The sequence below is a fragment of the Solirhodobacter sp. genome (genome assembly GCF_964715405.1).
The window spans coordinates 13,906-30,722 of sequence record NZ_CBAICG010000024.1 but is presented as its reverse complement, the minus strand read 5'-3'; the positions used below and the strand labels follow the sequence as shown (position 1 = coordinate 30,722).

Annotated in this window: 18 protein-coding genes; 8 read left to right on the top strand and 10 right to left on the bottom strand. The window is 69.0% G+C overall.

All coding sequences use genetic code 11. The features are described 5' to 3' along the window. The first annotated feature begins 2 nt into the window (after positions 1 to 2). Together AC11WY_RS12015 and ccoS are read left to right on the top strand one after the other, a co-directional pair. Entirely contained in the window at positions 3 to 2,189 is a 2,187-nt protein-coding gene (locus AC11WY_RS12015; protein ID WP_482925737.1) for a heavy metal translocating P-type ATPase, read from the top strand. A gap of 4 nt (positions 2,190 to 2,193) precedes the next feature. Next, the gene (gene ccoS, locus AC11WY_RS12010; RefSeq protein WP_482925735.1) at positions 2,194 to 2,352 is read left to right on the top strand and encodes a cbb3-type cytochrome oxidase assembly protein CcoS; all 159 of its coding nucleotides are present in this window, start codon (positions 2,194 to 2,196) and stop codon (positions 2,350 to 2,352) included. Between the two features lie 8 nt (positions 2,353 to 2,360). Here ccoS and AC11WY_RS12005 read toward each other — a convergent pair whose 3' ends face one another. The 3 genes from AC11WY_RS12005 to AC11WY_RS11995 all read right to left on the bottom strand — a co-directional run bounded on the left by AC11WY_RS12005 (position 2,361) and on the right by AC11WY_RS11995 (position 5,657). Next, the gene (locus tag AC11WY_RS12005) at positions 2,361 to 3,050 is read right to left on the bottom strand and encodes a fumarylacetoacetate hydrolase family protein (protein WP_482925733.1); all 690 of its coding nucleotides are present in this window, start codon (positions 3,048 to 3,050) and stop codon (positions 2,361 to 2,363) included. Between the two features lie 57 nt (positions 3,051 to 3,107). Beyond that, positions 3,108 to 4,784, bottom strand: a complete 1,677-nt coding sequence (locus AC11WY_RS12000) for a D-alanyl-D-alanine carboxypeptidase family protein (protein ID WP_482925731.1) — start codon at positions 4,782 to 4,784, stop codon at positions 3,108 to 3,110. A 150-nt stretch (positions 4,785 to 4,934) separates the two neighbouring features. Further along, positions 4,935 to 5,657: an HAD family hydrolase gene (locus tag AC11WY_RS11995; protein WP_482925729.1), complete on the bottom strand. Its 723-nt coding sequence runs from the start codon at positions 5,655 to 5,657 to the stop codon at positions 4,935 to 4,937. 146 nt (positions 5,658 to 5,803) lie between these two features. Between AC11WY_RS11995 and clpS the strand changes: the two genes are divergently transcribed. After that, positions 5,804 to 6,124 (top strand): ATP-dependent Clp protease adapter ClpS, encoded by a 321-nt coding sequence (gene clpS, locus AC11WY_RS11990; protein WP_482925802.1) that lies wholly within the window; start codon positions 5,804 to 5,806, stop codon positions 6,122 to 6,124. 18 nt (positions 6,125 to 6,142) lie between these two features. After that, complete coding sequence (locus AC11WY_RS11985) at positions 6,143 to 7,141, top strand: class I SAM-dependent methyltransferase (RefSeq protein ID WP_482925727.1); 999 nt, start codon at positions 6,143 to 6,145, stop codon at positions 7,139 to 7,141. A 3-nt stretch (positions 7,142 to 7,144) separates the two neighbouring features. On the opposite strand, the gene AC11WY_RS11980 is transcribed toward AC11WY_RS11985, so the two are convergent. Then, positions 7,145 to 7,624, bottom strand: coding sequence for a hypothetical protein (locus AC11WY_RS11980; RefSeq protein WP_482925725.1), 480 nt, complete (start codon positions 7,622 to 7,624; stop codon positions 7,145 to 7,147). Positions 7,625 to 7,740: 116 nt separating this feature from the next. Here AC11WY_RS11980 and hemF point away from each other — a divergent pair, with 116 nt between their 5' ends. Together hemF and AC11WY_RS11970 are read left to right on the top strand one after the other, a co-directional pair. Then, entirely contained in the window at positions 7,741 to 8,631 is an 891-nt protein-coding gene (hemF, locus tag AC11WY_RS11975) for an oxygen-dependent coproporphyrinogen oxidase (RefSeq protein ID WP_482925723.1), read from the top strand. 360 nt (positions 8,632 to 8,991) lie between these two features. Next, positions 8,992 to 9,447, top strand: a complete 456-nt coding sequence (locus AC11WY_RS11970) for an outer membrane lipoprotein (protein ID WP_482925721.1) — start codon at positions 8,992 to 8,994, stop codon at positions 9,445 to 9,447. 35 nt (positions 9,448 to 9,482) lie between these two features. Here the strand turns inward: AC11WY_RS11970 and AC11WY_RS11965 are convergent, their stop codons facing one another. Continuing rightward, positions 9,483 to 9,965: an Lrp/AsnC family transcriptional regulator gene (locus tag AC11WY_RS11965; protein WP_482925719.1), complete on the bottom strand. Its 483-nt coding sequence runs from the start codon at positions 9,963 to 9,965 to the stop codon at positions 9,483 to 9,485. A 43-nt stretch (positions 9,966 to 10,008) separates the two neighbouring features. Here AC11WY_RS11965 and AC11WY_RS11960 point away from each other — a divergent pair, with 43 nt between their 5' ends. Together AC11WY_RS11960 and hemC are read left to right on the top strand one after the other, a co-directional pair. Beyond that, on the top strand, positions 10,009 to 10,599 hold the full coding sequence (locus tag AC11WY_RS11960; RefSeq protein WP_482925717.1) for a LysE family translocator: 591 nt from the start codon (positions 10,009 to 10,011) through the stop codon (positions 10,597 to 10,599). Between the two features lie 52 nt (positions 10,600 to 10,651). Then, positions 10,652 to 11,599, top strand: a complete 948-nt coding sequence (gene hemC / locus AC11WY_RS11955) for a hydroxymethylbilane synthase (protein WP_482925715.1) — start codon at positions 10,652 to 10,654, stop codon at positions 11,597 to 11,599. Here the strand turns inward: hemC and AC11WY_RS11950 are convergent, their stop codons facing one another. The 5 genes from AC11WY_RS11950 to AC11WY_RS11930 all read right to left on the bottom strand — a co-directional run bounded on the left by AC11WY_RS11950 (position 11,600) and on the right by AC11WY_RS11930 (position 16,766). After that, the gene (locus AC11WY_RS11950) at positions 11,600 to 12,319 is read right to left on the bottom strand and encodes an SDR family oxidoreductase (protein WP_482925713.1); all 720 of its coding nucleotides are present in this window, start codon (positions 12,317 to 12,319) and stop codon (positions 11,600 to 11,602) included. Positions 12,320 to 12,391: 72 nt separating this feature from the next. Next, positions 12,392 to 13,417, bottom strand: a complete 1,026-nt coding sequence (locus tag AC11WY_RS11945; protein ID WP_482925711.1) for an NADP-dependent oxidoreductase — start codon at positions 13,415 to 13,417, stop codon at positions 12,392 to 12,394. Continuing rightward, positions 13,417 to 14,640 (bottom strand): MFS transporter, encoded by a 1,224-nt coding sequence (locus AC11WY_RS11940; RefSeq protein WP_482925709.1) that lies wholly within the window; start codon positions 14,638 to 14,640, stop codon positions 13,417 to 13,419. The genes AC11WY_RS11945 and AC11WY_RS11940 overlap by 1 nt, the downstream gene beginning before the upstream one ends. Positions 14,641 to 14,667: 27 nt before the next feature. Continuing rightward, a complete protein-coding gene (locus tag AC11WY_RS11935) occupies positions 14,668 to 16,074 on the bottom strand; it encodes an FAD-binding oxidoreductase (protein ID WP_482925707.1) in 1,407 nt (468 codons plus the stop codon). A gap of 59 nt (positions 16,075 to 16,133) precedes the next feature. Beyond that, on the bottom strand, positions 16,134 to 16,766 hold the full coding sequence (locus tag AC11WY_RS11930; RefSeq protein WP_482925800.1) for an arylesterase: 633 nt from the start codon (positions 16,764 to 16,766) through the stop codon (positions 16,134 to 16,136). Positions 16,767 to 16,817 lie beyond the last annotated feature (51 nt).

Below are 16,817 nucleotides of genomic sequence, written 5' to 3'. Positions count from 1 at the left end.
CGATGTCGGCGATCCACGCCTCCCCCTCCGCCTGCCCGGCCTGCGCTGTCGCCCCCTCCGCCGAGGCGCTGGCGGCGCGCGCAGCCCCGAAAGAGGCGCGCCTGATGCTGTCGCTGCCCACCGCGCATTGCGCGCTGTGCATGACGACGGTGGAGCAGGGGCTGGCAAAGCTGCCGGGCGTGCATGACGCGCGGGTGAACCTGACGCTGAAACGGGTGGCGGTGGCGGCCGATCCCGATATGACGGCCGAGACGCTGATCGCCGCGCTCGGGCGGCTGGGGTATGAGGCGCACGAGCTTGACGCGGGGACGCTCAGCGCCACGCAGAACGACCGGATCGGGCGCGACCTGCTGATGCGGCTGGGCGTCGCCGGGTTTGCGATGATGAACATCATGCTGCTGTCGGTCGCGGTCTGGTCGGGCGCCGAGGATGCCACCCGCACGATGTTCCAGTGGATTTCCGCCGCGATCGCGCTGCCGACGGTGATCTTCTCGGGTCAGCCCTTCTTTCGCAACGCCGTGGCCGCGCTGCGCGCCGGGCGGCTGGGAATGGACGTGCCGATCTCGCTGGCGATCCTGCTGGCGACGGCCATGTCGTTTTACGAAACCGCCGAGGGTGGCGGGCATACCTATTTCGACGCGGCGGTGTCGCTGACCTTCTTCCTGCTGGCCGGGCGCTATCTCGACTACCGCACCCGCGCGGTGGCGCGGTCCGCCGCCGAGGAACTGGCCGCGCTGGAGGTTCCGCGCGCGATCCGGGTCGTGGACGGCGTCGAGACAACGGTGGCCATCGCCGATCTGCGCCCCGGCGATCTGGTGCGCGTGCGCCCCGGCGGGCGGATGCCGGTCGATGGCGTGGTGGTTGACGGCACCAGCGAACTGGACCGCTCGCTGCTGACCGGGGAAAGCCTGCCGGTCTGGGCCGGGCCGGAGGCTGTGGTCAGCGCGGGCGAGGTAAACCTGACCGGGCCGCTTCTGGTGCGGGTGACGGCGGCGGGGCGTGATTCGTCGCTGCACCGCATGGCCGATCTGGTCGCGATGGCGGAAAGCGCCAAGAACCGCTACACCTCGCTGGCCGACCGGGCCGCGCGCATCTACGCGCCGGGGGTGCATATTCTGGCCTTCGCGACGTTCCTGTTCTGGCTCTGGCACAGCCGGGGCGATGTCCATCTGGCGCTGAGCATCGGCGTGGCGGTTCTGATCATCACCTGCCCCTGCGCGCTGGGTCTGGCCGTGCCTGCCGTGGTTACGGCGGCCTCGGGGCGGTTGTTCCGGCAAGGGCTGCTGATCAAGGACGGTACCGCGCTTGAGCGGTTGGCCGAGGTCGATACCGTGGTGTTCGACAAGACCGGCACCCTGACGATGGGCACGCCCGAGATGATCGACATTGCGTCCCATCCGGTCGGCGATGTGGCGCTGGCGGCAGGGCTGGCGGCGGCGTCGTCGCACCCGCTGGCCCGCGCGCTGGCGGCAGGCGCGGCCGCGGCGGGGATTGCGGCGGCCGCTGTCAGCGATCTGTTCGAGGTGCCGGGCTACGGGGTCGAGGGGATCTGGCAGGGTCGCCGGGTCCGGCTTGGCCGCGCGGCCTGGGTCGGCGCCGATGCGATCGACCGGACGGCGAGCTATCTCGATGCGGGCGACGGCGTCCCGCGTGCCTTCGCCTTCGCCGACCACCTGCGCCCCGGTGCCGAGGCGGCGATTGCCGCGCTGAAGGCGCAGGGCAAGACGGTGCACCTGATCTCGGGCGATAGCGCGGGGGCGGTTGCCGATCTGGCCGCGCGTCTTGGCATTGCCGACTGGACGGCGGGGGCACTGCCCGCCGAGAAGGCCGCGCGCATCGCTGAACTGAGCAGGGACGGGCACCGCGTGCTGATGGTCGGCGACGGGCTGAACGACACCGCCGCGCTGGCCGCCGCGCATGTCTCGATCTCGCCGGCCTCGGCGCTGGATGCGGCGCGGGTCGCGTCGGACATGGTGCTGCTGGGCAGCGACCTGGCGCCGATCGGCGAGGCGGCGCGCATCGCCAAGAAGGCAACCCACCGCATCCTCGAGAATTTCGCGATCTCGGCGGCCTACAACATTCTGGCCGTGCCGCTGGCGATGGTCGGCGTCTGCACGCCACTGATTGCTGCGCTGGCGATGTCCAGCTCGTCGATCGTCGTTTCCCTCAACGCCCTCAGACTAAGGTGACCCGATGTCCGTGCTGGCCTACCTGATCCCCATTTCGCTGGTTCTCGGCGGCATCGGCCTGATGGCGTTCATCTGGACGCTGGACAGCGGGCAGTATGACGACCCGCAGGGCAACGCGAGCCGGATTCTGAAACCCGACTACGACGACCATCCGAAGAAGTAGGCAGACGGTCAGCCGATCCACGTGGTGATCTGGCCCAGACCCTCGATCGCGACAGTGCACATGTCGCCGGGATGCAGCGCCCCGACGCCCGCCGGGGTGCCGGTGTAGATCAGGTCACCGGGCCGCAATTCGACCAGTGCCGACAGAAACGCGATGATCGCGGGCACCGGCCAGATCATCTCGGCGATGTCTCCCGACTGGCGCAGCACCCCGTTGACGGTGCAGGTCAGCCGCGCGCTTGCAGGGTGCCCGGCGACAGCCACCGGCACCAGCGCCCCGCAGACCGCAGATCGGTCGAACCCCTTCGCCATGTCCCACGGTCGGCGCAGCGATTTCGCCGCAGCCTGAAGGTCGCGACGGGTCAGGTCGTTGCCGGGGGCATAGCCCCAGACATGGGCCAGCGCGGCGCCTTCGGCGATGTCGGTGCCGCCGCTGCCGATCGCCACGACCAGTTCGGCCTCGAAGTGCAGGTCTTGCGTGGCCGGAGGGTAGGCAAGCATGGCGCCATCGTCCACCAGCGCATCGGCGGGCTTGGTGAAGAAGAACGGCGGCTCGCGGTCGGGGTCGTTGCCCATTTCCCGCGCGTGTTCGGCATAGTTGCGCCCGACACAGAAGATGCGGCGCACCGGAAAGCGGGCGTCAGTCCCGAGAATGCCGACGCTCGGCTGCGGCGGGGCGGGGATCGCGTAATCGGTCATCTTGGCCTCCGTTTGCGCCTTCCTGCCCGGTTGTGACAGGGGGAGCAAGCGGGGGGCTCAGGGCGCCATCGTGAAACACTGCTGCCCGCGCGCCTGGATGCGGCGGCAGGCAAGATCGGCCTGACCCTGCGACAGCCCGACGAAGTTCGCATCGAACCCGTTCTTGCGGTCGATGACCTTGCGCAGCGTCTGATCAAGCGTGGTCGGTTCCGAAAGCGCGGTGCGCAGCAGAACCTTTTCGGCGGCGTCGCGGCTGTTGAAGCGGCCCAGCGTGATCGCCCAGTCATGCGCGCCCGAGGTGGACAGGCGGTTGATCACTTCCGGTTCCGGTTCCGCGTCGGTCGGGCCGGTCGGCGCGACCGAGGCGAAGACGATGTCGGAGCGCGGTTTTGGCGGTGGGGCCTCGGCCGCCGTGGCCTCGACGGCGGCCGAGGTGGTCTGGATGTTGGCCATCCGGGTTGGGCCCGGCGGCGGCGGATCGACGGCTTCGCCGTCATTGTCGGCCACGGGATCGTCGCTGCTTGCGCTCTGGGCATCGGCCGCGGTCACGACCGGCGGCGTCTCGGGGTCGGCGGAAGCCACGACAGCGGGCGGCGGCAGGCTGTCGGCGCGCGGTTCGGTCGTGGTGGCGGCCACATCAGGCCCGCCGGGCGTGTCGGCGGCGGCGACCTCGGGGCCATCGCCCTCGGCATCGGTCGCGTCCTGCGCCCCGGCGTCGGGTCGGGGGCGCGGCAGCGGGCTGCTGGCCACGGCGGTGTTCAGGCGCAAGGTCTTGCCCGTGCTCGGGCGGCCGTTCGGATTGCCGTCGACTTGCGCGACGAGGTCGGCCGCAGGATCCGGCGCCGGTGCTAAGATGCCGGGGGCGATGCCGCCGAGGTCGGGCAGCGCCGGTTTGCGCACCGGCACGTCTTCGGCGATCTTGGCGAAGCCCATGTCGAGCAGTTCCGCCATCTTCTGGTTGCGCGCGGCGGTCGAGGTTTCGCCGAAAATCACGCCGATCAGCCGCTTGTTGCCGCGCTGTGCCGAGGCGACAAGGTTGAAGCCCGAGGGCCCGGTGTAGCCGGTCTTGATGCCATCGGCGCCGTCATAGGCATCCAGGAACTTGCGGTTGGTGCTGTAGACCGTCGCCAGCCCCGCATCCGTTTCGCGGCGCGAGAAGATATTGTAGTACTCGGGGAAGTCGTAGAACAGATGCCGCCCGAGGATCGCCATGTCGTGCGCGCTGGACAGGTGGCCGGGGCGCGTCAGGCCGTTGGCGTTGTGAAAGGTCGAGTTGGTCATGCCAAGCGCCTTGGCGGTGGCATTCATGCGCGCGGCAAAGCCCGCCTCGTTCCCGCCGAGCGCATCGCCGATGGCGGCGGCGGCGTCATTGGCCGATTTCACCGCGGCGCCACGGATCAGGTAGCGCAGCGGGATCACCTGGCCCGCCCGCAGCCCGAGGCGTGAAGGGGCCTGATTGGCGGCATTGGCCGAGACCGTGATCGGTGTGTCGAGCGTGACCTCGCCCCGGCGAATTGCGTCGAATGTGATGTAAAGGGTCATCATTTTCGTCAACGAGGCCGGATGCAGGCGCGTGTCGGCGTTCTCGGAATAGATGATCTGCCCGGTTCGCGCATCCATCAGCAGCGCCGCATAGGGCGCGCCGAGGGCCGCGATCGGCGCAAGCAGCCAGAGAACCGCCAAACATGCAGAGACGAACGCTCCGCGCATGCACTGCCCCAGACGTGTATCCACGTTGCGGGTTTCCTTGTTCCTGCCTCGGTTGCCCCCGTTATTCGGGGCTTGTTCTGCTGAATCCGACGATAACAGAAGGGATCGCGTGGGAAAACCCTTCAATTCAATGACTTTCAAGCCGACTTTAATCTGTTGCCGCGCGGCACTTGCTCAACCGGCGTCCTTTGTTTCCTCGGCGAGGCAATCAAGCAAGCCGGGCAGTGCCGCAAGGGTGTCCAGGTGACGGAACCGCGCCGCCGTCGCCGGGGTCTCGTCATGCTCCAGCGCCCAGGTCAGCGGATGCGGCACATGAACGCCCCAGCCCCCGGCCTGAAGCATCGGGATCACGTCCGAGCGCAGCGAGTTGCCCACCATCATGCCCCGCGCGGCACCCTGCCCGTGGCGGGCGAAGATTTCGGCATAGACGGCGGCGGTCTTGTGGCTGACGATCTCGACCCCGGCGAAGAGATCGCCCAGCCCCGATTGCGCCAGCTTGCGCTCCTGATCCAGCAGGTCGCCCTTGGTGATCAGCACCACCTTGTAGCGCCCGGCCAACGCCTCGACCGTTTCGCGGGCGGCGGGCAGCAGTTCGATCGGGTGGGCCAGCATGTCCTGCCCGGCGGCGATCAGTTCGGCGATGACGCTGGCGGGCACCTGCGCCCCGGTCACCTCGATGGCCGTTTCGATCATCGACAGCACGAAGCCCTTGATGCCGAACCCGTAGTGCCCGAGATTGCGCCGCTCGGCGGCCAGCAGGCGGTCGTGCAGGTGGTCGGCCTCGGCGTAGTCCGCCAAAAGGCCGGTGAATCGCTCCTGCGTGAGGCGGAAGAACCGCTCGTTCTGCCAAAGCGTGTCGTCGGCGTCGAAGCCGAAGGTGGTCAGCGATGCGCGCATTCCGGTGGGTTCCGTCCGTTCCGTTCGCCGACTGGCGCAAATCGCAGCAACCGGCCCTTTTCTCATGACCCGAAGGCGTTATATGATGGGGCAATCCCAAAACCCGACTCCAAGGAGCCTTCGCGTTGACCCTGTCACCCTTCATGATGTCCGACAAGAAGGACGGCCGTGACGGCGATGCCTCGGTCCTGACGAAGACCAAAACACGCACCCAGCGCCCGCCGCTTTACAAGGTGATGCTGCTGAACGATGACTACACCCCGATGGAGTTCGTCGTGCATGTGCTGGAGCGGTTCTTTGGCCTGACCCATGCGCAGGCGTTCGAGATCATGCTGACAGTGCACAAGAAGGGGCTGGCCGTCGTGGGCGTGTTCTCGTTCGAGGTGGCGGAAACCAAGGTGGCGCAGGTGATGGATTTCGCCCGCCGCCATCAGCATCCGCTGCAATGCACGATGGAAAAGGAATAGGGCCGTCCGGCCCAGCCCATGCGAGCCACCCGAATTCTTCATGCGATCGACGCCGGGATGCTGCGTCTGCCCGACGCCGGGCCCATTGCCGTGTTCCGCCCGCAGGCGGGCGATGACCTTTCGCCGCTGGGCCGTGACCGGGTGCGGGTGATCACCGGCTTTCGCCCGGATTACGACGCCTTCGCGGCGGCGGGCTACAGCGTGGCGACCGCGCCTGACGGCGAGTATGCCGCGGCGCTGGTCTGCCTGCCGCGCGCGCGGGCCGAGGGTCGGGCGCTGGTGGCGCAAGCCGCGGCACATCTGCCGAAGGGCGCGCCGCTGATCGTCGATGGACAGAAGACCGACGGCGTGGATTCCGCGCTGCGTGAATTGCGCGGCCGCGTCGATCCGGGCGAAGCCGTCGCCAAGGCGCATGGCAAACTGGTCGTCTTTGCCTCGCCCGGTGCGCAGGCCTTTGCCGATTGGACCGCGGTGCCGGTCGACCTGCCCGAGGGGTTCCGCACCCTGCCGGGGGTGTTCTCGGCCGATGGCATCGACCCCGGTTCGGCGCTGCTGGCCGCCGCGCTGCCGGAAAAGCTGCCGCGCAAGGTGATGGACCTTGGCGCGGGCTGGGGGTTTCTCAGCCGCGCCGTGCTGGCCCACCCCGAGGTCGAAGAACTGCATCTGGTCGAGGCCGAGGCCGCCGCGCTCGACTGCGCCCGGCGCAACATCACCGACCCGCGCGCGCAGTTCCACTGGGCTGATGCAACCCGGTTCCGGCTGCCCGGCCCGGTCGGCGCGGTGGTGATGAACCCGCCGTTCCATGCCGGGCGCACGGCCGAACCCCTGTTGGGCGTCGCCTTCATCAAGGCGGCGGCGGGGATGCTGAACCCCAACGGCACACTCTGGATGGTGGCGAACCGGCACCTGTCGTATGAGCCCGCATTGCGCGCCGCGTTCCGCGACGTCGAGGAGATCGGCGGCGACAGCCGGTTCCGGCTGACCCGCGCGACGCGGCCGAACAAGGTCAAGCCGTAAGCATTACTCGGGGTATTGCGCCTGACACTGGGCGATCCGGGGCGCGGCGGCGCGGCTGAGCTCAGCCTGCTTGCGGCGCAGCGCGTCAAGCTGGCGCTGGGTCGCCACCAGGTCGATCGCCACCGGGGTCTGCACCGTCTGCACCACATCGGCCATGCACATGTCGGGCACCGAGGGGCGCGGCGGGTGGCCTCCATCATGATGGCCATCATTGTCGCCGCCATGATCGCCATGCGGGCGATGGTGGCCGTCACCCGGCCCGAAGCCGCCGCCGGGGAAGCCGCAGGGCCGCCACATCGGCGTGACGGTCTGGGTTTCCTGAATCCCGTAGCCGCGCGCCAGATCGGCCTGCAACCGGTTGACCAGGGTCGTGACCACGCTCAGGTCGTGCGTCGCGTCGGTGACGCAGCGTTCCCGCGGCGTCGAACAGGCGGCGACGGTCAACCCGAGGGCAAGAACGGCAAAGGGGGTGCGCAGCGACATGGCGCCATTCTGGCCGCAACCGGGCGCGTCGCCAAGCGAAATCCGACCTTGCGCCCTGTTCGGGTTTGGCGCGAAAGTGGCGCCGATCGCGGGCGGACAGGACGGAAGGCACGGCAATGACCGACGAATTCGACGAACGCAAAGCGCGCGCCGCGGCCTGGTTCAGCAGCTTGCGCGACCAGATCGTGGCGGCGTTCGAGGCGCTGGAAGACCGCCAGGCCACCGGCCCCTTTGCCGATTTTCCCGCCGGTCGGTTCGAGGTGAGCCAAACCCGCCGCGCATCGGAGGACGGCTCGGACGCGGGCGGCGGGTTGATGAGCGTGATGCGGGGCGGGCGCGTGTTCGAGAAGGTCGGGGTCAATGTCTCCACCGTCTACGGCGAACTGGCGCCACGGGCGCAAAAGGCGATGGTGGCGCGCGGGGTGCCGGGGATGGCGGCCGATCCCCACTTCTGGGCGGCGGGCATCAGCCTTGTGGCGCATATGCAGAACCCGCAGACGCCGGCGGTGCACATGAACACGCGGATGTTCTGGACCCCCGGCGCCTGGTGGTTCGGTGGCGGGTCGGATCTGAACCCCTGCATCGACTATCCAGAGGATACGGCCGCGTTCCATCAGGTGCTGAAGGACCATTGCGACCGCCATTCGCCGGACTACTACCCCCGCTTCAGGGCCTGGGCCGACGAGTATTTCTTCATCCCGCACCGGGGAAGGGCGCGCGGGGTGGGCGGCATCTTCTATGACGACCTGAACACCGGCGACTGGGAGGCCGATTTTGCCTTCACGCAGGATGTAGGCCGGGCGTTTCTGCCGGCGTTTCTGGGCGTGACCGAGACGCGCCGCGACATGCCCTGGTCTGAGGCGGACAAGGAGGCGCAACTGGTGCACCGCGGGCTTTATGCCGAATACAACCTCGTCTACGACCGCGGCACCAGGTTCGGGCTGGAGACCGGGCACGACGCCAACGCCGTGCTGATGAGCCTGCCGCCGGTGGCCAAGTGGCCGTGACCCTCGGCGCGCTGACCCCCGCCATTGCCGCCCCGGCCCGTGCCGACCCCGATGTCGCCCAGGCGGGCGAAGGCGGGCGGCGCGGGGCCGGGCAGCAAGCTGGCGGACGGGCAAGGCATCCGCTTCTCGCACCCGTGGATGATCCGGTTCAAGGACGGCAGCCCCGTCACGATGATGGCGGACGGCAACACCCTTTCTTGTTGGCCAACCGGGGAATGTGGGGCAGAATTCCACCGGGGTGCGCATCGTTCCCTGCCGGCGGAACACCGCCGGTGAGACCCCGCCGGGTTTGCGTTTGGGCAGGCGCCCCGGCATTGTGCCGACAACGGCGTCGATGCCTGATTTGGAGGACTGTTGAAGATGAATAAACTGACCCTCGTGCTGCCGTTCTGTGTCCTGATGGTCGCAGGGTGCGAAGATACCACACAGGGGCCGACCTACGTTCAGGCTCCGATGGCGAACCAGGATGTGATGTATGGCACGATCATCGAGTCGCGCCCGGTGCAGATCGCAACCAACAACTCCGACAACAAGACCGGTGCCGCCATCGTCGGCGGTCTGGCGGGTGCGATCGTCGGCAACCAGTTCGGCAAGGGCGGCGGCAAGACCGCGATGACCGGCATTGGCGCCATCGGCGGCGCAATGGCGGGCAGCGCGCTGGCCGACAACGGCCAGAACGTGCGCGTCTCGCGGCAGTGGACGGTGCGGTTGCGGCAGGGCGGAGTTGTCCAGATCATTCAGGACGGCCAGAACCTCTACGTCGGTCAGCAAGTGCGCGTGATCCAGGATTCCAACGGGATGCATATCGTCCCCTGACTGCTCAAGGCCGGGGCCGCATCGGGCCCCGGCCTCTATGCCCGTTCGTCCTTGGGCGAATCCATCACCACATAAGAGGTGATCGAGGTCACCTGCGGCAGGGTGCCCAGCGTTTCGGCGTGAAAGAGCTTGTAGGCGGCGATGTCGGGCACCTCGACGCGCAGCAGGTACTCGATGGCCCCGGTGACGTTGTGACACTCACGCACCAGCGGGCTGAGCGCCATCGCGCGCTCGAACGCCAGTTGCGCGGGCTTGGTGTGCTCGCTTAGCCCGACGGCGACGTAGGCGGTGAAGCCGCCGCCGGTGGCCGCCGGGTCGATGACGGCGCGGTAGCCCTTGATCACTCCGCGCCGCTCCAGTTCCTGCACCCGGCGCAAGCAGGCGGAGGGCGACAGGCCCACCCGTTCGGCCAGTTCCAGATTGGCGAGGCGGCCGTTTCTGGAAAGCTCGCGCAATATGCGGGCGTTGATGGGGTCGATATCGGTCATGGATTGCAGAGATGCCGCAAGGGCGCGCATCTTGGCAACCCCATTGCGCACAGGTTCGCATAATATTGCGCGCATGACATATGACATCCTTACCGCCCTTGTCGGCTTCGGCTTCGTCACCTCGATCACGCCGGGGCCGAACAACCTGATGCTGATGACCTCGGGCGCCAATTTCGGCTTTCGCCGCACGGTGCCGCACCTGCTGGGGGTGACGTTCGGCTTCGTTTTCATGATCGCGCTGATCGGGCTGGGTCTGGCGCGGCTGTTCGATCTGTGGCCGCCCCTGCGGCTGGTGCTGAAGGCGGCGAGCCTGGTCTACATGCTGTGGCTGGCCTGGAAGATCGCGCACTCGCCGCCGCCCGGCATGGTGGAAGAGGGCAAGCCCATGACCTTCCTGCAGGCCTGCGCCTTCCAGTGGGTGAACCCCAAGGCCTGGGCGATGGGGATGACGGCGATGACGGCCTACCTTGCCGGGCCGGGGATTGCGGCGGTGCTGCTGGTGGCGGTGATCTTCGGCGCGGTCAACCTGCCGTCCTGCGGCGCCTGGGTCGTGCTGGGCCAGCAGATGCGCCGCGTGCTGACCGACCCGCGCCACCTGCAAGTGTTCAACTGGGTGATGGCCGGGCTGCTGGTCGCGACGCTGTGGCCGCTGCTGACGCATTAAGGGCGGTCACGGGCATTGTCGTGCCCGGTCGCTTTGGCTAAGCCTAGGCCTCATGACGCATCCGCTCCCCTCCCCCGCCCAGCCCTTCCGCATCGGCACCCGCGGCTCGCCGCTGGCTCTGGCGCAGGCGCACGAGACGCGCGACCGGCTGAGCGCCGCGCATGGCCTGCCCGAGGCGGCGTTCGAGATCGTGGTGATCAAGGTCACCGGCGACATGGTGCAGGACAAGGCGCTGCGCGAGATCGGCGGCAAGGGCCTCTTTACCCGCGAGATCGAGGAGGCGCTGCTCGACGGTTCCATCGACATCGCGGTGCACTCGATGAAGGACATGCCGACGGTGCAGCCGGATGGGCTGCTGCTCGATTGCTACCTGCCGCGCGAGGATGTGCGCGATGCCTTCGTCTCGCCCACTGTCGCGCGGCTGGTCGATCTGCCGCAGGGCGCCGTGGTGGGCACGTCCAGCCTGCGGCGGCGGGCGCAACTGAAGCTGCGGCGGCCGGATTTGCAGGTGGTGGAGTTTCGCGGCAACGTGCAGACCCGGATGCGCAAGCTGGACGAAGGCGTGGCGGTGGCCACTTTCCTGGCAATGGCGGGGCTGAACCGGCTGGGGATGGCGCAGGCGGCGCGGTCGCCGATTGCGCCCGAGGAGATGTTGCCCGCCGTGGCGCAGGGCGCGATCGGGATCGAACGGCGCACGGCGGACGGTCGCGCCGCCGGGATGCTGGCGGCCATCGCCGACGGCCCCACCGGGCAGCGGCTGGCGGCGGAACGGGCGATGCTGGCGGGGCTGGACGGGTCGTGCGAAACGCCGATCGCCGGGCTAGCGGTGCTGGAGGGCGGCACACTCTGGCTGCGCGGCGAGATTCTGCGCCCCGATGGCTCGGAAAGCCTGACCGACGAAGGTCGCGCCCCTGTGGCCGATGGCGCGGCGCTGGGACGCGATCTGGCGGCGCGGCTGCTGGCGCGCGCGCCCAAGGGCTTCTTCGACTGGAAGGGCTGATCAGACCAGTTGGATGCCGCCATCCAGTTGCAGGTCGATGCCGTTGGCGGCGCGGTTGTCCATCAGGAAGAACACGCCGTGGACGATATCTTCCACCGTCGCCAGCCGCTTGGTGGGCGTGCGTTGCCGCATCGCCTCCACCGCCGCCGCCGCGCCTTCGGCCGCGCGCTTGACCCAGCGCGGCGAGTCGCCCACCACGCCGGGCGAGATGCCGTTGACCCGGATCGGCGCCAGTTCCACCACCAGCGTGTTGGCCAGCCCGATCATGCCGCCGTTCACCACGCTGACCATCGTCGAGCCGGGATAGGGCCGCCCCTTGGCCAGCCCGCCGAACAGGGTGATCGAGGACTCGGGCCTCAGCCGGGGCAGGGCGGCGTTCACGATTTCGGCGAAGGCCACGATCTTGACCTGCGCCGCCCGCGCCGCCTCGGCCGCGTCGAAGGCGCGGATCGACTGGTTGCCGGGATAGACCGGCGTCAGCACCAGATGGGTGATCGGCGTGTCGCCCGTCAGTGCCGCAACGATCGAGGCCGAGTCCTCAAGGTCGATCGCCACGCCGCGCACGCCCGGCCCGATCTGCGCCGCGATCCCGGCCACCCGGTCGGCGCCGCGCCCGGCGATGGTGACGCGGGCCCCAAGCGCCTGCGCCGCCGTGGCGAGCGCAAGCCCGAGGCCCGAGGTGCCCCCGACGATGAAGATGTGATCGCTGGGTCCGGGCATGATCTGTCCTGCGGTTGACGCGGTTTGGCGGCATCCTTTCCGCCCGGTCGGGGTTTGGCAAGTGCCGCGCAATCACCCTTGCGCGACACGCACCAGTTGCTTGCCCAAGTTGGCGCCTTCCAGCAGCCGCAGGAACGCCTCGGGCGCCGCCTCCAGCCCCTCGGCCACGGTTTCGCGGTAGCGGATGGTGCCGTCCTTCACCAAAGGCGCCACCTCGGCGAGGAAGGCGGGCAGGCGGTTCCAGTGGTCCGAGATGATGAAGCCCTGCACCTTCAGCCGCTGCCGCAGGATCGCGCCCCACAGCACGGGGGCGGGCAGCGGCCGTTCCACCACGCCGGAATACCAGGCGATCATGCCGCACAGGGCGATGCGCGCGTGGGTGTTGAAGGTGGGCAACACCGCCTCCAGCACGGTGCCGCCGACGTTTTCGAAATAGACATCGACACCCTTCGGTGCCGCTTCGGCGATCTGCGATTGCAGCGTGCGCGCGTCGGCGCCGCGATGGTTCAGGCAGATGTCGTAGCCCAGCGTTTCCACCGCATAGGCGCATTTGTCGGCGCCGCCCGCGACGCCGATCACCCGCATCCCCTTGCGTTTGGCCAGTTGGCCGACAAGGCTTCCGACCGCGCCGGTGGCGGCGGAAACGACGATGGTCTCGCCCGCCTTGGCGCCCGCGATGTCGTTCAGGCCGACCCAAGCAGTCAGGCCGGGCATCCCCAGCACGCCGAGCGCGGTGGAGACCGGCGCGATGGTCGGGTCGATCTTGCGCACCCCCGTGCCGTCCGAGATCCCGTGCGAGGCCCAGCCCAGTTGTGCCAGCACGATGTCACCCGGCGCGAAACCGGGGTGGCGCGAGGTGGTGACCTCGGCGACGCAGGCCCCTTCCATCGTGGCGCCGATCTCCACGGGTTTGGCGTAGCTGGGCGCCGCGCTCATCCGGCCGCGCATGTAGGGGTCAAGCGACAGCCACAGCGTGCGGGCAAGGAACTGCCCCTCGGCCGGGTCGGGCAGCGGAGCGGTTTCCAGTCGAAAGTTCTCCAGCCCCGGTTTGCCCTCGGGGCGGGAGGCGAGCACGAGGCGGCGAAGCGTTTCAGTCATCACAACGGTCCTTTCGAAGGGGCGGCCGTGGCGGCCCGGTCAAGAATCAGCAAACCACCGGCGCCGGTAAGGCAGAAGGCCGCCCCGACCATCGCGGCCACCGCGTAGCCCCCGGCCTTGATGCCGATCAGGAAGGCCAGCGCGCCGAAGGCCGCGTTCAGGAACTGGTGCACCGCGATCAGTGCGCCCCCGGCGCCGGGCCGATGGCCGAGCAGATCCTGAGCATAGCCCAGCGGGATCGTCAGCAAAAGCCCCGCGCCAAAGCCGGCCGGCAGCGTCAGCCACAGCACCGGCCCGATGTGCGACGACAGCGCGAAACCGACCATGAACCCGGCGTGGATCAGCGCACCCAGGCCGATCACCCAGGTCTTGGGAACGCGCGCCACGAGGCTGGCCCCCACCATCATCGAGGGGATTTCAAGCCCCGCCACCAGCCCGGCGAACAGTGCCACCACCCCGTCGTTGCGCCCGCTGGCGGTGAACATCGGGCCCAGCAGCGTCATGTAAAGGTTGACGCCCGAAACCGTCAGCCCCAGCGCGCAGATGCGCACCACCACCGACGGGTGCGCCAGTTCCGCCAGCCCGGCCCGGAAGCTGAGGCCCGAGGCGCGGTTTGACGGCAGGGCATCGTCGGCGGGCCAGGATGTCACGGTCAGCCCGAGGCCCAGCAACGCGGCGACCAGTCCCAGCGAATAGGTATCGAGCAGCGGCACGCCCGCGCGCACCGCCAGCGCCCAGATCGGCAGCACGGTGACGAAGGGCAGCGAGACGAAGGCGCGGGTCAGCGCGGCGATCCGGTCGCGCTCCACCGCCGGGCGGTGCGCGGTGGCGATGCGGACCAGCGCGAAAAGTTGCCCGAAGAGCCCCGCCGCGGCGGGCAGGAACAGCCCGTGGGTCAGCGCGAAACTGGGCGCCGAGGGCAAGAGCCGCATCAGCGCCACGCCGGACAACAGGCTGATCGCCAGCACCACCGCCACCCGGCGCCGCCTGGCATACTGGTCGGCCAGCAATCCCGCCGCCACCGCCGACGAGACCGAGACCAGCGCCGCCACCACCAGCACCGCCGCATAGGCGGTGGGCGAGAAATGCAGCAGCCGGATCGCGATCAGCGACTGATAGGGGGCGACCGAGGCCGAAACGATGCCCCAGCAGATCAGCGCAAGGGTCGCAAGCCGCAGGATCGGGTCGAAGGCGACGGCACGCAGGCCGGCGATCAGGGTCATCTTGGTATGCTCTTGTCTGGTCAGGGGTCAGGGCATGACCTTGCCGGGGTTCAGCAACCCCTGCGGGTCCAGCGCAGTCTTGATCGCCCGCATCACGTCCAGCGCCACCGGATCCTTGCGCCGCGTCATCGTGGTCAGCTTCGAGGTGCCGACGCCATGCTCGGCGGAAAAGCTGCCGCCAAGCTCGGCCACGATATCCTCGACCGCCTCGCGCAGGCGGTCGTGCAGCGCGGCGTCGCCCGAGGTGGGCCAGACGGTGTAATGCAGGTTGCCGTCGCCAAGATGGGCGACGGTGATCGACTCGGCGCCGGGGTCGACCTCGGGCAGGCGCTGTTCCATCCGGCGCACGAAGGTTTCCACCTTGTCCAGCGGCACGGCGATGTCGTTGTCCACCAGCGGCTGACGTGTGAAGGTGATCGCGGCGGCGGCTTCGCGGCGCGCCCACATCTCGGTGCGTTGCGCGCCGGTGCGGGCGACAACCCCGTCCAGCACCAGCCCCTGTGCCATCATCGCCTCCAATGTCGCTTCCAGCAGGGCGACCACCGGCACGGTGCCATCCGGGCCAGGCACCGCGTCGCGCGGGGCGGTGGCGCCGACTTCGACCAGGATCGTGACCTCGTGGGTTTCGGCAAACGGGGGCCGGGCCTTCGGGTTGCAGATCGCATAGCGCTCCATGTAGCTGCGCGGCATGTATTCAAACGCCTCGACCGCGCCCCCGGTGGCCGATTGCAGCCGGTTCAACAGGTCGAGTGCGGCGGGCAGCGAGGGCACGGCCACCATCGCGGTGGCATAGGCCGCGGGTTTCGGCACCAGTTTCAGCACGGCGGCGGTGATCACGCCCAGCGTGCCCTCGGCCCCGATGAACAGGTCTTTCAGGTCGAGGCCCGAGTTGTCCTTGTGCAGCGCGCCCATCAGGTTCATCACCCGGCCGTCGGCCAGCACGACCTCCAGCCCAAGGCAAAGCGCGCGGGTATTGCCATAGCGCAGCACGTTCGAGCCGCCCGCGTTGGTCGAGAGCGCGCCCCCCACCATCGCCGAGCCGCGCGCGCCGAACCAGAGCGGGAAGTAAAGGCCGTGCGCCTCCGCCGCCTCATGGAGGCGCGACAGCACCACACCCGCCTCGACCACTGCCACCCGCGCGTCGGGCCGGATCTCGCGGATGCGGTTCATCCGTTCAAGCGACAGCATGATCGCCCCTTCGGCCCTGGTGCCGCCCGCCAGCCCGGTGTTGCCGGAAACCGGCACGACCGCCGCCCCCGCCGCGCCCGCCAGCCGCAGCACGGCCGCCACCTCGACGGTATCGGCGGGGCGCACCAGCGCCAGCGGCTGCCAGCGGTATTTGCCGGTCGGATCCTGCGCCTTTCGCGCGGCATCAGCGCCGGTCAGCACCTGCGCGTCACCCAGTGCCGCGCGCAATTCCGCGATCAGGTCCATGCTGCGCCCTCCCTGTCGGCCCAAGCTTTTCACGCGGCGCGGCGGGCTTCAAGCGGCGTTCAATTGGTTGCGGGCGCCCCGACGCGGGCCAGAAGCTGCACCACCTGCGGGCCAAGCGCGTCGACGATGATCCTGACGCCCGCCGCGTTGGGGTGGATGCCGTCCTCCTGCATGTCGGCCTTCATCGCGGCGGCGCGGTCGGTGCCCGCCGTCAGCGGCGCGAAGAAATTCGCAACCAGCATCGCGTGGTATTTCGCGGCAAGGTCGGGGTAGATCGCGTCGAACGCGGTCTGATAGTCGGCGCCGAAGTTGCCCGGCGCGCTGAGCCCGATCAGCAGGATCGGCAGGCCCTTGGCGCTGGCGGCCTTCAGGATCGCATCAAGGTTGTCGCGCGTGGCGGCCGGGTCGATGCCGCGCAACAGATCGTTACCGCCCAGTTCCACGATGATTGCATCGCCGCCGCCCGCCAGCGTCCAGTCGATGCGCGATCGCCCGCCCGCCGAGGTATCGCCGGAAACGCCCGCGTTCAGCACCGTCACATCATGGCCATGCGCCTGCAACCAGTCCTGCAACTGCGGCACCAGCCCATCCTCGGGCAGCAGACCGAACCCCTGCGTCAGGCTGTCGCCAAGCGCGATCAGATGCAGCGGCGCCGCGGCGGCCGGAAGTGCGGCGACAAGCGCCAGCAGCATCACGAAACTGTGGTTGCGCAGGCGGGCGATTGACCCATATGCCAAGGGTAT

Bases quoted from the DNA above. Each gene is read 5' to 3' on its own strand.
- AC11WY_RS12015 (WP_482925737.1), top strand. From the start codon at position 3: ATGTCGGCGATCCACGCCTCCCCCTCCGCCTGCCCGGCCTGCGCTGTC.
- ccoS (WP_482925735.1), top strand. From the start codon at position 2,194: ATGTCCGTGCTGGCCTACCTGATCCCCATTTCGCTGGTTCTCGGCGGC.
- AC11WY_RS12005 (WP_482925733.1), bottom strand. From the start codon at position 3,050: ATGACCGATTACGCGATCCCCGCCCCGCCGCAGCCGAGCGTCGGCATT.
- AC11WY_RS11995 (WP_482925729.1), bottom strand. From the start codon at position 5,657: ATGCGCGCATCGCTGACCACCTTCGGCTTCGACGCCGACGACACGCTT.
- clpS (WP_482925802.1), top strand. From the start codon at position 5,804: ATGTCCGACAAGAAGGACGGCCGTGACGGCGATGCCTCGGTCCTGACG.
- AC11WY_RS11985 (WP_482925727.1), top strand. From the start codon at position 6,143: ATGCGAGCCACCCGAATTCTTCATGCGATCGACGCCGGGATGCTGCGT.
- AC11WY_RS11980 (WP_482925725.1), bottom strand. From the start codon at position 7,624: ATGTCGCTGCGCACCCCCTTTGCCGTTCTTGCCCTCGGGTTGACCGTC.
- hemF (WP_482925723.1), top strand. From the start codon at position 7,741: ATGACCGACGAATTCGACGAACGCAAAGCGCGCGCCGCGGCCTGGTTC.
- AC11WY_RS11970 (WP_482925721.1), top strand. From the start codon at position 8,992: ATGAATAAACTGACCCTCGTGCTGCCGTTCTGTGTCCTGATGGTCGCA.
- AC11WY_RS11965 (WP_482925719.1), bottom strand. From the start codon at position 9,965: ATGCGCGCCCTTGCGGCATCTCTGCAATCCATGACCGATATCGACCCC.
- AC11WY_RS11960 (WP_482925717.1), top strand. From the start codon at position 10,009: ATGACATATGACATCCTTACCGCCCTTGTCGGCTTCGGCTTCGTCACC.
- hemC (WP_482925715.1), top strand. From the start codon at position 10,652: ATGACGCATCCGCTCCCCTCCCCCGCCCAGCCCTTCCGCATCGGCACC.
- AC11WY_RS11950 (WP_482925713.1), bottom strand. From the start codon at position 12,319: ATGCCCGGACCCAGCGATCACATCTTCATCGTCGGGGGCACCTCGGGC.
- AC11WY_RS11945 (WP_482925711.1), bottom strand. From the start codon at position 13,417: ATGACTGAAACGCTTCGCCGCCTCGTGCTCGCCTCCCGCCCCGAGGGC.
- AC11WY_RS11940 (WP_482925709.1), bottom strand. From the start codon at position 14,640: ATGACCCTGATCGCCGGCCTGCGTGCCGTCGCCTTCGACCCGATCCTG.
- AC11WY_RS11935 (WP_482925707.1), bottom strand. From the start codon at position 16,074: ATGGACCTGATCGCGGAATTGCGCGCGGCACTGGGTGACGCGCAGGTG.
- AC11WY_RS11930 (WP_482925800.1), bottom strand. From the start codon at position 16,766: ATGCTGCTGGCGCTTGTCGCCGCACTTCCGGCCGCCGCGGCGCCGCTG.